12 protein-coding genes are annotated in these 14,191 nt (G+C 69.8%); 10 read left to right on the plus strand and 2 right to left on the minus strand.

The features are described 5' to 3' along the window. Positions 1-215 precede the first annotated feature (215 nt). Together ABZ464_RS39640 and ABZ464_RS39645 are read right to left on the minus strand one after the other, a co-directional pair. Positions 216-980 carry an SDR family NAD(P)-dependent oxidoreductase gene (locus ABZ464_RS39640; protein WP_359286169.1) on the minus strand — a complete coding sequence of 255 codons (765 nt, stop codon included), beginning with the start codon at positions 978-980 and terminating at the stop codon, positions 216-218. Continuing rightward, positions 977-2,026 (minus strand): LacI family DNA-binding transcriptional regulator, encoded by a 1,050-nt coding sequence (locus ABZ464_RS39645; RefSeq protein WP_359286171.1) that lies wholly within the window; start codon positions 2,024-2,026, stop codon positions 977-979. Before ABZ464_RS39645 ends, ABZ464_RS39640 begins: the two co-directional genes overlap by 4 nt. Positions 2,027-2,527: 501 nt before the next feature. On the opposite strand from ABZ464_RS39645, the gene ABZ464_RS39650 reads away from it, so the two are divergent. The 10 genes from ABZ464_RS39650 (at position 2,528) to ABZ464_RS39695 (ending at position 14,140) form a co-directional block, all read left to right on the plus strand. Beyond that, on the plus strand, positions 2,528-3,874 hold the full coding sequence (locus tag ABZ464_RS39650) for an extracellular solute-binding protein (RefSeq protein ID WP_359286173.1): 1,347 nt from the start codon (positions 2,528-2,530) through the stop codon (positions 3,872-3,874). Beyond that, positions 3,871-4,914, plus strand: coding sequence for a sugar ABC transporter permease (locus ABZ464_RS39655; protein ID WP_359286175.1), 1,044 nt, complete (start codon positions 3,871-3,873; stop codon positions 4,912-4,914). The genes ABZ464_RS39650 and ABZ464_RS39655 overlap by 4 nt, the downstream gene beginning before the upstream one ends. After that, positions 4,914-5,735 (plus strand): carbohydrate ABC transporter permease, encoded by an 822-nt coding sequence (locus ABZ464_RS39660; protein WP_359286177.1) that lies wholly within the window; start codon positions 4,914-4,916, stop codon positions 5,733-5,735. The genes ABZ464_RS39655 and ABZ464_RS39660 overlap by 1 nt, the downstream gene beginning before the upstream one ends. An 86-nt stretch (positions 5,736-5,821) precedes the next feature. Beyond that, the gene (locus ABZ464_RS39665; protein ID WP_359286180.1) at positions 5,822-6,493 is read left to right on the plus strand and encodes a bifunctional 4-hydroxy-2-oxoglutarate aldolase/2-dehydro-3-deoxy-phosphogluconate aldolase; all 672 of its coding nucleotides are present in this window, start codon (positions 5,822-5,824) and stop codon (positions 6,491-6,493) included. Then, entirely contained in the window at positions 6,490-7,458 is a 969-nt protein-coding gene (locus ABZ464_RS39670) for a sugar kinase (RefSeq protein WP_359286182.1), read from the plus strand. Before ABZ464_RS39665 ends, ABZ464_RS39670 begins: the two co-directional genes overlap by 4 nt. 45 nt (positions 7,459-7,503) lie before the next feature. Next, entirely contained in the window at positions 7,504-8,568 is a 1,065-nt protein-coding gene (locus ABZ464_RS39675) for a lactonase family protein (protein ID WP_359286184.1), read from the plus strand. A 95-nt stretch (positions 8,569-8,663) separates the two neighbouring features. After that, complete coding sequence (locus tag ABZ464_RS39680; protein ID WP_359286187.1) at positions 8,664-10,193, plus strand: alpha-N-arabinofuranosidase; 1,530 nt, start codon at positions 8,664-8,666, stop codon at positions 10,191-10,193. A gap of 58 nt (positions 10,194-10,251) precedes the next feature. Further along, positions 10,252-11,208, plus strand: coding sequence for a glycosyl hydrolase (locus ABZ464_RS39685; protein WP_359286189.1), 957 nt, complete (start codon positions 10,252-10,254; stop codon positions 11,206-11,208). A gap of 110 nt (positions 11,209-11,318) precedes the next feature. Next, positions 11,319-11,762 carry a hypothetical protein gene (locus ABZ464_RS39690; protein WP_359286191.1) on the plus strand — a complete coding sequence of 148 codons (444 nt, stop codon included), beginning with the start codon at positions 11,319-11,321 and terminating at the stop codon, positions 11,760-11,762. Further along, a complete protein-coding gene (locus ABZ464_RS39695; RefSeq protein WP_359286192.1) occupies positions 11,759-14,140 on the plus strand; it encodes a carbohydrate binding domain-containing protein in 2,382 nt (793 codons plus the stop codon). The genes ABZ464_RS39690 and ABZ464_RS39695 overlap by 4 nt, the downstream gene beginning before the upstream one ends. Positions 14,141-14,191 lie beyond the last annotated feature (51 nt).

Consider the following 14,191-nt stretch of genomic DNA (forward strand, 5'->3'; position numbering starts at 1 on the left):
GTGTGCGGCCTGATGCGGGGCCGGGGGCTCGTGAGGGGTGAGTCAGGGGCGTGGTCGCACCGAGGCAGTGGGCCATTGCCCGCTCGGTGGCTCGGGAGAGACGTCGTAAGGGCGTGCAGGGCCGTTGCGGGCGCAGGAGGGGAGTCGCGGTGGTGTCGGGTCGTTGCCGGAGCGGGCGGGGCGGGTCTTCGCCCGGGACGGGTGCGGCCGGTGGCCTACTCGTGGGAGCTGATGCTGCGGCCACCGTCCACGAGCAGGTTCTGGCCGGTGACGAAAGAGGCGTCCTCGGAGGCGAGGAAGGCCACGGCGGCGGCGATGTCCTCGGGGACCCCGAGCCTGCCGACGGGGGCGCGGGCGGCGGTCTGCGCCTTGTACTCCTCGGGCACCTCGGCCCACAGGGCGGTGACCACGGCTCCGGGAAGGACGGCGTTGAACCTGATCTGACCTCCGTACTCGACGGCCAGCTGGCGTACGAGGGCGTCGATCCCGCCCTTGGCGGCCGCGTAGGCGGGGAAGCCCTTGAAGCCGATGGCAGCGTGCACGGACGAGGTGATCACCACCGCGCCCCTGGCCGTTCTCAGCAGGGGCACAGCGGCCCGGACGCCGTAGAACACCGAGTCGAGGGAGAGCCGCAGCTGGTCGTGCCAGCAGGTGTCGTCCAGTTCGTGTGCCGCCGCGGGCAGGTTGCGGCCGGCATTGAGGTGGAGCACGTCCAGGTGTCCCGTCCAGGCCTCGGCCTCGGCGACGGCCTCGGCCCATTCCCCCGGCGAGGTGACGTCGAGGCGCCGGTCCCGTGCCCGTCCGCCCTTGTCGCGGATCTCCTCGGCCACTCGCCGGGCGCCTTTGGCGTCCACGTCGGTGACCATGACGGATGCGCCCTCCGCCGCCAGCCGGTGGGCGGTGGCCGCCCCGATGCCGGAGGCGGCCGCGGTGAGCAGGGCCGTACGGCCGGTGAAACGCGCCGTTGCGGCGGCGGTCATGGCGTTCCTCCTGGTTCTGCAGGTCTTGCCGTGGAGCTGCGCAGCACCAGCCGCGGCTCGGTCGGTACGACGACGTCTCCCGTCGGCCTGCCCTCGATGGTGGCCACCAGGGCATCCACCGCGGCGGTTCCCAGCTCGTGCAGGGGCATCGCGACGGTGGTCAGCGGTGGATTGAGGTGCGCGGCCACGGGCAGGTCGTCGTTGCCGACCACGGAGACGTCTTCCGGGATCCTGAGGCCGAGGTCCCTGATCGCGGCCATGGCACCTATCGCCTGCGCGAGCGAGCTGGTGTAGAGCGCGGTGACGGGTGACCGCCCGCCACCGTCGGCGGGGCGCAGCAGTTCCCGCGCGGCGGACCCGCCACCCTCCTCGGTGAAGTCCCCGGACGCGACGGGCGCCGCGTCCAGCCCGAGTGTGTCGGCGTACCGGAGAAACGCCTCCTTGCGGCACTCGCTGGGGGTGATCCCGGGGGGACCCGCGATGTGGCCGATCGCGCGGTGACCGAGGCCGTGCAGGTGGTCGAGTGCCGTCACGCTGGAGCGGGCGACGTCCATGGTCACGTTGCGGCCCGATCCCTCGACCGAGCGGTTGAGGAAGACATGGGGGACCGCGCTGCGGCTCAGCGCGTCCACCAGTGGGTGGCCCGGACGGGCCGAGGCGATGAGCAGTCCGTCGACCCTGCCTTCCTGGACCAGGTCGTTGAAGGACTCGTCAGCCTCCTGCCCGTCGAAGTCCTCGGCCAGCAGGGAGAGGTAGCCCAGTTCACGGGCCCGCTGGTAGGCGCCGCGGGCGATGGTGACGTACGTGGGGTTGGCGAGTGCGGGGATCAGCAGGGCCAGCGCGTGTGTGTTGGCGCCGGCCAGTGCCCGAGCCCCGGAGTGGGGCCGGTAGCCGAGCGCCTCGGCGGCCTCGTGGACGCGCCGGCGCGTCTCCGGCCGTACGGACAGGTCCTGGCGGCCGTTGAGCACCTTGGACACGGTGGCCTTGGAGACCCCGGCCGCGTGTGCCACATCCACGAGCTTGGCCCGGACGGGCTTTTCCGGCACGTGCTCCCCCCCTTCGGTGGGCGTTGCCCTGGTCCGCCGTGCGGGACTCAGAGTGACGCGTTCTGGCCTCTTGACACCTTCTGGAAACGCAACTTAACGTTCGCGAAAGTTCCAGTCAACCGGTTTCCTCAGACCGAAATAAGCGATAAGTCTGAGCGAAATCCACAAAATCGGTCATAACGATACAGCTGGATGTCGGCCACAGTTGACGGCACGTCAACTGCGGTCGAGGGGTCACCTCCAGGCTCACCGCGTACGCGACCACCGTCGCACTCGCGATCCAATGCCCCCGAGCGCGCACTCGTCCACGCAGACGGATGCGCCCGATTCGGGGCACCGCGCACCACCCCCGGGCGAGCCGGTGCACCGCCGGCCGCCGTACTCACCCGTTCGCTTCCCGCGACAGCCCTTCATGCCGCCATGGACTCCGTGGTACGCCCCGCAGCCGCCGTACGTTCCGCAACGCGTACGTTCCGCCCCGAAAGGCCTATCAGCATGCCTATGTCAACGACGACATCCCTCGACAGACGGCGCTTCCTCGCCCTCTCCGCCACCACCGCGCTCGCCGCGACCGGTCTGTCCGCCTGCGCCGGCTCGGCCGGCACCAGCACGAGCGGATCCGGCGGCGGCAAGACGACCCTCACGTTGATGTCGGTCGCGAACGAGTGGGACAAGAAGACCCTCAAGGCCGCCGAAGAGGCGCTCGGGATGAACATCAACCTCATCCTCTGGGACGCCACCAAGCTGAACGCCATGCTGGCCGCCAAGAACGCACCGGACGTTGTCCGCGGGTTCGGCGCCACCGAGACCCCGTACTTCGCCGCCCGCGGCCTGATGACGGACCTGGACCCGTACTTCGCCAAGAGCTCGGTGCTGAAGGACTCCGACCTCGCGCCGGTCAACGACGTGTGGCGCTACGACGGCAAGAAGCAGGGCACCGGACCGCGCTACGGCATGGCCAAGGACTACTCCCAGGACTCCATGTTCTGGTACCGCGACGACTTCTTCGAGGCCGCCAGGCTCGACGCGCCCAGCGCGACCGAACCGATCTCCTACGACGAGTGGCTCGACCTCGGCAAGAAGCTGGTCAAGCGCCGCCTGGGCAAGGTCAAGGTGTACGGCCTGAACGCCACCGGCATGGGCGTGTTCCCGCAGCTCATGGGCATGACCGCTTCCGCAGGCGGCAGCGTGTTCACCGAGGACCTGGCCAAGGTGGACTTTTCCTCCCCGGAGGCCCGCAGGGCAGTGCAGTGGTACCTGGACTACGCCAAGGCCGACATCGGCCCCAGCGTCATCAACCCCAACCCGGACGGCTGGGACGGCCCCACCTACCAGGCCAACCGGATGGCGATGAGCTGCAACGGCTACTGGTTCGGCGGGCTGATAGGCGCCGACCCCAAGCTCGCCGGGGTCTCCCGCTTCGCGCCCGCGCCGCAGCTCGGCGACCACCGCGTCAGCTCCTGCTTCGGCGCCACCGGCTACTGGATCCCGAGGGACGCCAAGAACAAGGACGCGGCCTGGAAGTTCTTCGAGTGGTACTTCGGCGGCCAGCCCGCCCAGGACCGCGCCGCCAGCGGCTGGGGCATCCCCTCGCTGACGTCCCTGAACTCGAAGATGCCGCAGACCAACGACTTCCAGAAGCAGGCGTTCCAGGTGCAGCAGCAGGAACTGCCGCACTTCTCCGTCATCAGCTTCACCCCGTACGCCCAGCAGGCCGCCCTGGAGGGCGTGCTGACCAAGGTCCTGCCGGGTGCCGTGAAGTCCGGCACACCCGCGGGCAAGGTCGCCGACACACTCAACTCGCAGATGAACGAGCTGCTCGCCCAGGGCAAGGAGCTCGTTGGGTGATTACCGAACAGATCACCGCGCCGGGCGCGCCGTCCCCCTCCGGGGAGACGGCCGCCCGGCCCGGGCCCCGCACCGGCGCCCCCGCCGGTCGTCGATTCCGCTCGCTCACCACCCGCCGCGCCTTCGCCTTCTACGTGTTCGCCGGCCCCTGGATGCTCGGCTTCCTGGCCCTGACGGCCTTCCCACTCGGCTACGCGTTCTGGCTGAGCCTGACCAACTCCGACGGGCTGTCGAACAACTCCCGATTCGTGGGCCTGGACAACTACCGCGAGGTCTTCTCCGACCCGGAGACGATGTCCTCCCTGGCCCGCACCGGTGTCTTCACGGCGATCACCGTGCCGCTCACCATCGTGGCGGGCCTGCTGCTGGCGATTCTGGTCAACCAGCCCATCAGGGCCCGCGGCCTGTTCCGCACCCTGCTGTACCTGCCGGCGGTCGTCCCGCCGGTCGGCGCCGCCCTCACCTTCAAGCTGATCTTCGACCGGGACTCGGGCGCGGCCAACGGAGCGCTGGACGCCCTGCACATCGACGGTGTGAGCTGGCTGACGGACCCCTACGCCCGCTGGGTCCTGATCAGCCTGACCCTGTGGGGCGCCGGCAACGTCATGATCATCTCGCTGGCGGGGCTCCAGGACATCCCCAAGGAGATGCACGAGGCCGCCCGCATGGACGGCGCGAACGCCTGGCAGACCTTCACCCGGATCACCGTGCCGCTGCTCTCCCCGGTGCTGTTCTTCCAGGTCATCACCGGCATCATCGCCGCCGTGCAGAGCTTCCTGCCGCTGCTGATCTCGCTGGATCCCACCCCCAGGGGCGTCACAGCGGTACCCGAGGGCAACTACCTGTTCATGATCCACGTGTTCGCCCAGTACTTCGCCAACGGCCGTTACGGCTACGCGTCCGCGATGCTCTGGGTGCTGTTCCTGATCATCGTCGCGGTGACCTTCCTCGTCTTCAAACTCAGCAAGGGCGCGGTCTTCTACGCCGTCGACCCGGAGTCGGCCAAGCCGTCCCGGCCCCGCACGATCGGAGGCAAGTGATGGTGTTCCCCCGCAGAAGTGCCGTCTACATGCTGCTGGTCGGCATCGTCGTCCTCTTCCTGGGCCCGTTCGCCTGGCTGCTGGACACCGCCCTGAAGGCACCCTCCGAGCTGCGCGTGCTGCCCATCCACTGGTGGCCGCACCACCTGAGCCTGAACAACTTCCAGGACGCGCTGACCCAGATCGACTACCTCGGCTACGCCCGCAACTCCCTGACGATCGCCACCCTCTACGCCGTCCTGGTCACCCTCGCCTCGGCATGGGCGGGCTACGGCTTCGCCCGTCTCAACGCGCCCGGCAAACGGGCCATCTTCAACGTCCTGCTGTCGACGATGATGCTGCCGCAGGTCCTCACCCTCATCCCGACCTATCTGCTGTTCGCCAAGATGCACCTCACCAACACCTATGTGCCGTGGGTGCTGTGGGGCCTGTGCGGAGCGCCGTACCTGATCTTCCTCTTCCGGCAGTTCTTCTCGAACATGCCCAAGGAACTGGAGGAGGCCGCGATCGTCGACGGCTGCGGGCAGATCCGAATCTTCTGGCGTATCTTCCTGCCGCAGTCCTGGCCGGTCATCGCCACCAGCCTCATCCTCTCCTTCAGCTGGACCTGGGGCGACTACATCGCGCCCGCCCTGCTGCTCGACGACAACCACACCACCCTCGCGGTCAAGCTCGCCTACGGATACATGAACGAGCACGGGGCACCGCTCTGGAACCTGGTCGCCGCGGGCGCGGTGATGTACGTCGTGCCGGTGCTGGCGCTGTTCCTGATCATGCAGCGGGGCTTCGTCGCCGGCGTCGCCACCTCTGGACTCAAGTAATTCCCTTCACCAACGCACCTCGCAGCAAAGGAACTTCGCATGACGGACACCCAGGCAACCGCCATGTCCCCTGCGGCGGTGGGGTCATGACGGAGCGTCCCGCTCTCACCCCGCAACTCGACCGGACACGGGTCATGGCCATCCTCAGGTCGGCCGACGCCTCCGGCCTGCCCGCCGTGGCCCGGGCCCTCGCGTCCGCCGGTGTCACCTGCCTCGAAGTCACCCTCACCACCGCCGGAGCGCTCGACGCGCTGGCCGCCATCAGGGCGGAACTCGGCCCGGACGTCGCGGTCGGCGCCGGCACCGTGGTCACCGAGGACGAGGCCAGGGACGCCCTGGCGGCGGGAGCGGAGTTCCTGGTCGCCCCCGTCGTGGACACCGCCGTCGTCCGGTACGCGGCGGACCGGGGCGTGGCCTGCTACCCGGGCGCCTGGACCCCGACCGAGGTGTCCGAGGCGTGGCGGGCCGGCGCCGCCGCCGTCAAGCTGTTCCCCGCGAGCACGGGCGGGCCCGCTCACCTGCGCCAACTGCGCGCCCCACTGCCGGACATCCCCGTCGTCGCCGTCGGCGGTGTCGCCATCGACGAGGCGCGGGACTACCTGGACGCCGGCGCCCGCGCGGTCGGCATCGGCTCCCCGCTGCTGCGCGGGGCCGACCAGAACCCGACTCCCCAGGCCCTGGACGCCCTCGTCACCAGGGCGCGCACCCTGCTGGACGCGGTGGGGACCACCGCACGGGCCGGGGAGGCGAGCGCGTGAGCACCTCCGCACCCCCGCCCGACGAGCCCTACCTCGTCACCTTCGGCGACGTGCTCGCCGTCATGGCGGCCCGGGATCCCGGCCCGTTCGCGCTCGGCACGACACTGCGCCTGGGTATCGCCGGCGCGGAGTCCAACGTCGCCATCGGGGTCAGCCGACTCGGCGGAGCCGCGACCTGGATCGGCCGCGTGGGCGACGACGAACTCGGCGGACTCGTCCTGCGGGAACTACAGGCCGAAGGGGTCACCACCGTCGCCGTACGCGACCCCGCCCCCACCTCCCTGCTGCTGAAGGAACGCCGCACGTCCACGCACAGCCGTACGCGCTACTACCGCACCCACACGGCCGGAGCCCGGCTGACCGCCGACGACATCCCCGAGCACGTCGTCGCGGGGGCGGCGGTCCTGCACATCACGGGCATCACCCCGGCACTCGGGGAGGGCCCCGCCGCGGCCGTGACCCGGGCCGTGGACATCGCCGCCGACGCCGGTGTGACCATCTCACTGGACATCAACTTCCGTTCGCTGCTCTGGAGCGAGGCCGAGGCCCGGACGATCCTGCTGCCCCTGCTGCGCAGGAGCGACCTGGTCTTCGCCGGACCGCACGAGGCCGCTCTCATGGTGCCCGGCGCCGACGGACCGGAGGAACTCGCCAGGGCCATCTGCGATCTGGGACCCGGCGGGGCCGTGATCAAGCTCGGCGCCGACGGGGCGTACGCCCTCCTCGACGGGCTTCCTCACCGGCAGCCCGCCATACCCGTCCACGTGCACGACTCGGTGGGCGCGGGAGACGCGTTCGCCGCCGGGTACCTCGCCGAACTGCTCGCGGGAAAGCCCCCGGAGCGGCGGCTGAGGACGGCGGCCCTGGTCGGCGCCTTCGCGGTGAGCACCGCCGGCGACTGGGAAGGCCTGCCCCGGCGCTCCGAACTGGAACTGCTCGACCACCACGACGACATCGTCCGCTGAGACGTTCTCCACCCACCCCGCTCGATGAACCTCCCAGGACCACCCATGCACACCAGCGCCCGCACCGACGCGATCCCCGTCCTCACCGGCTCCCACACCCCCGCCACCGGTGGCGACGGCCCCGGCGTCGCCGCCCTGCGGCTCGATCCCACGACCGGACAGCTCTCGTACGACGAGGTGGAGCCGCTGCCCGTGAGCGGGGCCTCGTTCCTGGCGGCGCACCCGTCGCTGGCCGTCGTCTACAGCACCAACGAGACCGAGACGGGAACCGTCAGCGCCGTCACCCGTGACGGCGGGCTGTCCCCGCTGGGCGACCCGATGAGCAGCGGCGGGGCGAACCCGTGCCACCTCACCGTCCACCCGGACGGAGAGTGGCTGCTCACCGCGAACTACGGCAGCGACACCGCGCCGGGCACGGTCGCGGTGCACCGGCTCGGCGCGGACGGACGCCTGCTGGAACCGGCCGACCTCGTCGTCCACGACGGGGCGGGACCGGTCGCAGGACGGCAGGAGGGCAGCCACGCCCATCAGGTACTCGTCGACCCGGCGGGCCGTTTCGTGCTGGCCACCGACCTGGGGGCGGACGCCGTTCTCACCTACCGGCTGGACACCCGCACCGGAACCCTGGAACGGGTCGCGGTGAACTCGATGCGCGCGGGATCCGGCCCCCGCCACCTCGCCTTCGCGTCCGACGGCGACCTGGTGTTCAGCGCGGACGAACTGTCCTCGACCGTCACCTGCCACCGCTACGACACCGGTACGGGCACCCTGACCGCTCTCTCCTCCGTACCCGCCACGGCAGCCGAGGACGTCGCCAACCAGCCCGGGGGAATCGTCGCCTCGCCCTGCGGACGCTTCGTGTGGGTGACCAACCGGGGCGCGGACACGGTCGCCGCGTTCCGGCTCGCAGGCAGCACCCTGGAACCGCTCGGCGAGATCTCCGCCGGCGGCACATGGCCCCGCGGCCTCGCCCTGGTGGACGGTCATCTGCTGGTCGCCAACCAGCACAGCGGCTCGCTCGCCGTCCTGCGCGTCCTGGGCGACGGAACCCTGACCCAGCCCCGACCACCGGTCTCCGCCCCCTCGGTGGTCTGCGCACTCGCGCTCTGACCACCCTCTCCTCCCTCTCCTCCCTCTCCTCCCTCCCTCCCTCCCTCCCTCCTGCCCCTCCTTGTCACCTACGAAGTGACGTTCGAAAGGCATTCATGTCCGAGCCCACCTCCTCCTCCGCCGCCCGCTTCGCCCTCGACTCGGCGTTCACCGTCGGCAGTGTCAACCCGCGTCTGTACGGATCGTTCGTCGAGCACATGGGCCGCTGCGTCTACACCGGCATCTACGAGCCCGGCCACCCCGCCGCCGACGCCGAGGGCCTGCGTCAGGACGTCCTGGCGCTGGTCAGGGAGCTCGGTGTCACCACCGTCCGCTACCCCGGCGGCAACTTCGTCTCGGGCTACCGCTGGGAGGACAGCGTGGGCCCGCGCGAGGAACGCCCGGCGCGGCTGGACCTGGCGTGGAAGTCCACCGAGACCAACGAGTTCGGCCTCGGCGAGTTCATGGACTTCTGCGGCAAGACCGGCATGGAGCCCATGATGGCCGTCAACCTCGGCACGCGGGGCGTGGAGGACGCGGTACGGCTCCTGGAGTACGCGAACCACCCCGGCGGCACCGAACTGTCCGACCGCCGCGTCGCCGACGGCGCCAAGGAGCCGTACGGCATCCGGATGTGGTGCCTGGGCAACGAGATGGACGGCCCCTGGCAGACCGGGCACAAGACCCCCGAGGAGTACGGCCGCCTCGCCGCCGAAACCGCCCGCGCCATGCGGCAGGTCGACCCCGACCTCGAGCTGGTCGCCTGCGGCAGCTCCAGCTCCTCCATGCCGACGTTCGCCTCCTGGGAGGCGACCGTCCTCCAGGCCGCGTACGACCTCGTGGACTACGTCTCCCTGCACGCCTACTACGAGGAGACCGACGGTGACCGAGACTCCTTCCTGGCGTCCGCGGTGGACATGGAGCACTTCATCGAGTCGGTCGTCGCCACCTGCGACCATGTCCGCGCCCGCCTCAAGGCGGACAAGCGCATCAACCTCTCCTTCGACGAGTGGAACGTCTGGTACCAGAAGCGGCCCAACCCACACCCGGTGCAGGAGTGGCAGCAGGCGCCGCGCCTGCTGGAGGACGTCTACACCGTCACCGACGCGGTCGTCTTCGGTTCGCTGCTCATCGCGCTGCTGCGGCACGCCGACCGGGTCACCGCCGCCTCGCTGGCTCAGCTCGTCAACGTCATCGCGCCGATCATGACCGAACCGGAGGGGCCCGCCTGGCGGCAGACCACCTTCTTCCCCTTCGCGCACGCCGCACGGTACGGGCGCGGCCGGGTGCTGCGCGTCGAGGTGGCCAGCCCGACCTACACCACCGCCCGCTTCGGTGACGTACCGCTGCTGCACGCCACCGCGGTGATCGACGACGAGACGGACGCCGTCACCGTCTTCGCGGTCAACCGCAGCCAGACGGACGCCCTTCCCCTGAGGGTCGACCTGCGCGGCGTCGACGCCCACACCCTGGTGGAGCACCTCGTCCTGGCCGACAGCGACCCGGAGGCCACCAACACCGCGGACCGGCCCGACCGTGTCACCCCGCACGCGGCCACGGGCACGGCCGTCACCGACGGCGTCCTGCACGCCGAACTCGAGCCGCTCTCCTGGAACATGATCCGCCTGACGCGCCGGCCCGCCTGACGACGTCGCCGAACCGGCCGCCCATGGGCCACCGCCTCCTCACTCCTGGGAAGAACCGATGACAACCGTTGCCCGCCCCCTGTTCCGCGACCCCGTTCACGACGGGGCGACCGACCCCACCGTCATCTGGAACCGGCACGCCGGCGAGTGGTGGATGTTCTACACGAGCCGTCGCGCCGACGCGCCGCCGATGAACGACGTGAGCTGGGTACACGGGACCGACATCGGGATCGCGTCCTCCTCGGACGGCGGGGCCACCTGGCTGTACCGGGGAGTCGCCGGGGGGCTGGACATCGAGCCCGGACGGCACACCTACTGGGCCCCCGAGATCGTGGACGACGGAACCGAGTACCACATGTTCGTCAGCGTCATCCGCGGTGTTCCGACCCGGTGGGAGGGCCACGCCCGCACGATCCGCCACTACACGAGCCACGACCTCTTCTCCTGGACCTACCGCTCCACCTTGTCGTTGTCGTCCGACAAAGTGATCGACGCCTGCGTCCTGCGGCTTCCCACGGGCGGCTACCGCATGTGGTACAAGGACGAGGCCGACCACGCGCACACCTATGCGGCGGACAGCGACGACCTGACGCGGTGGACCGTCCGGGGACCCGCCGTCGAGTGCTCCGCGCACGAAGGTCCCAACGTCTTCGAGTTCGGCGACAGCTACTGGATGCTGGTCGACGAATGGCATGGCCTGCGCGTTCTTCACTCACGGGACCTGGAGACATGGGAACCGCGAGGACTCGTCCTCGATCGTCCCGGAAAGGGCCCGGACGACGGCTCGTACGGCTTCCACGCCGATGTCGTCACCAGCGAACTCGGCGCGTTCGTCTTCTACTTCACCCATCCCGGGCGATCCGGCGACAGCCCCGGACAACGACACGGCGACCACGACGACCGCCGAAGCTCGATCCAGGTCGCCCGCCTGCGGCTGCACGCGGACAGCCTCGCGTGCGACCGCGACGAAACGCTGGAAGCACCCATCCTGCCTCTCGAAGGGCCGGTCAGGTGACGGCGATCCGACGAGTGACCGTGAGGGCCCGCCGCGCGGGGATGATCCCGTTTGTCGCCGCGCTCCTGCTCCTCAGCGCATGCCGAGCCGAAGCACCGGCAGGCTCCGGTGTGACCCTGCTCGACGGGAACCACATCTCCCTGTCCGGCCCGACCGTCGTCTCGGCCCTTCCCGTCGACGACCAGGGCGACGTCGACGTGGTGGCGGCGCGGAACCAGATCCCGTCGCTCAAGAGCGTGGCGCTCCAGTACCCCGACGTCAGGGTCCTCGTCACCGACTCGGACGGGCACACGACCGACGACGCACTGCAGAACTTCGCGGCGAACTGGGCCCTCCCGCCCGAACTCGTGGTCGCCGCGGACTCCGCCTCCGTGGGCGCACAACTGCCCACGGACGGACAGCTCCACACCCTGCTGATCGGAGCCGACGGACACGTCGCCGCCGAATGGTCGAACCAGGCCGCTCCGACGCAGGCCATCGTCGCCGCACTCCGCAAGGTCACGGCGAGCCCCTCCACCCCTTCCGACAACGTCGTACGGAAAGAAGCACCATGAGACAAGTCGCAGAGATCAGACGGCTGTTCGCAGGCGCGGTCGTCACCATGCTGCTCGCCTGCGCCGCGGTGGCCCTGACCCCGGCCACACCCGCCCACGCGGCGGGCTCGGCCTACTACGTGGACTGCTCGGCGGCATCCAACGGCACCGGAACCTCCGCCTCGCCGTGGAACTCGCTGGCGGGCCCGAACGCGACGACGTTCGCCCCCGGCGACCAGTTGCTGTTCAAGCGGGGCACGACCTGCACCGGCCTGCTGCACCCGCTCGGCTCGGGCAGCGCGGCAGGCGGATCGATCACCATGAGCGCGTACGGCACCGGCGCCCTGCCGGTCATCGCCGGTGGCGGCGGCACAGACGCGATCTACCTTTACAACCAGGAGTACTGGGAGATCTCCGACCTGGAGGTGACCAACACCGGCGCCGTGAAGGGCGCGAACGCGCGGCGAGGCGTCTACGTGGTCCTCGAGAACTTCGGGACCGGAGATCACTACAAGATCAGCAACCTCAACATCCACGACGTGAACGGAGACCAGTCGAAGGAGGTCAACGGCAGCGCCGGAATCCTTTTCGCCGTCATCGGGACCACCACCCCCAGCGCCTTCAACGACGTCGACATAGACGGCAACACCGTGGCCAACGTCTCCCGCAGCGGTATCAACATGGGCAGCACCTGGCTCTGCCGGGCGTCCATAGGCTGCAACAACCCGGCCTGGACTCCCTGGAGCGGCGTCGTCGTCCAGAACAACACCGTCCACGACACGGACGGCGACGGCATCGTCGTCCAGATGTCGCAGAACGCCCTCATCGACCACAACGTGGTCTACAACGCGGCCAAGACCAACTCGGCGAACGCCGGCATCTGGGCCTGGGACTCCGACGGCACCGTGATCCAGTACAACGAGGCATACGGGACCCAGAAGAACACCGGGAACACCGACGGCCAGGGCTTCGACGTCGACTACGGCCAGGACGGCACCATCGTCCAGTACAACTACAGCCACGACAACGCGGGAGGGTTCATCCTCTTCTGCGGCTGCGGCGGCGGATCGCACCTCGCGAGCAACGCGGTGGTCCGCTACAACGTCAGCGAGAACGACCTTCTTCGCGCCATCACCATGGACGGCTCGCAGGACTCCGCGCTCTACAACAACACCATCTACATCCCGTCCGGATCCACCGCCAACGTCCTGGAGGTCACCGGCGCCTGGAACGACCTCACGCTCGCCAACAACATCATCTACAACCTGGGCAGCGGCGGCTACGTCTACACGGCGGGCCAGCCGGCCTCGAACTTCGCCTGGCGCAACAACCTCTTCTACGGCAACCACCCGGCCAGTGAGCCCGCCGACCCGGGGAAGATCACGGCGGATCCGCTGCTCGCCTCGCCGGGCAGCGGCGGCACGGGCATCGGCAGCGTCGCGGGCTACCAGCTGACCGCGTCCTCCCCGGCCATCGGCGCGGGTGTCGTCGTCCCGAACAATGGCGGCAAGGACTACTGGGGATCGGCCGTTCCCGCGACCTGCGCACCCGACATCGGCGCCGACCAGTACAGCTCGCCCTCCGACGCGACCTGCCTCGCCAACGAGAACCTCGGCTTCGAGAAGGGGACGACCTCGGGCTGGAGCGCGTGGAACTCCGCCTCGGTGGTGAACACGGGCGCCCACTCCGGGACCTACGACGCGCGCGTCGGGCCGTCGCCCGCCTCGCTCGAACAGTACGTTCCGGTCGCGCCCCGGACGACGTACCGCGTCTCGGGCTGGGTGAAGTCGGCCGTCGCCGGCGAGGTCATGAACGTCGGTGTCAAGAACACCGGTGGTCTGGAAACGGTGGCGAGCTCCAGCGGTACCTCGTGGACGTTCGTCTCCGCCGACTTCACCACCGGGGCGACGAACAACACCGTGCGGCTGTACTGCTACAAGAGTTCGGGTACGGGCAACGGCTACTGCGACGACATGGCCGTCACCCCCGTCAAGAACTACGCGATCAACGGCAACTTCGAGTCCGGCCACACCGTGCCCTGGCGCAACGGCGACTTCTCGCTCACGAGCACGGCGGCCAACGGCAACGCGGCCGGGCTGGCGAACGCGTCCCTGACCTCAGCCTCCCTGTTCCAGATCGTCACCGGCCTCACGCCGAACACCACCTACCGGCTGACCGGCTCCCTCGCGAGCCAGACCGCCGGCACCACGACAGCACTGGAGGCCAAGCTCTACAACGGCAGCGCCGTCACGAGTGCCTCGACCACGTCGAGCACCTACTCGAAGCAGTCGACGACCTTCACCACGGGCGCGGGCGTGACCTCCGCCCGCATCTACTGCCACCTCGTCTCCGGAAGCGGCGACGGCTACTGCGACGAAGTCACCCTGACCCAGCAGTGACCGGCAGCGTGGGCGTCCCGCACGGTCCCGCATCGCGCGGGACGCCCACGT

Origin of the sequence: Streptomyces sp. NPDC005820 (genome assembly GCF_040630255.1) — a bacterium.
Classification (GTDB): Bacteria; Actinomycetota; Actinomycetes; order Streptomycetales; family Streptomycetaceae; genus Streptomyces.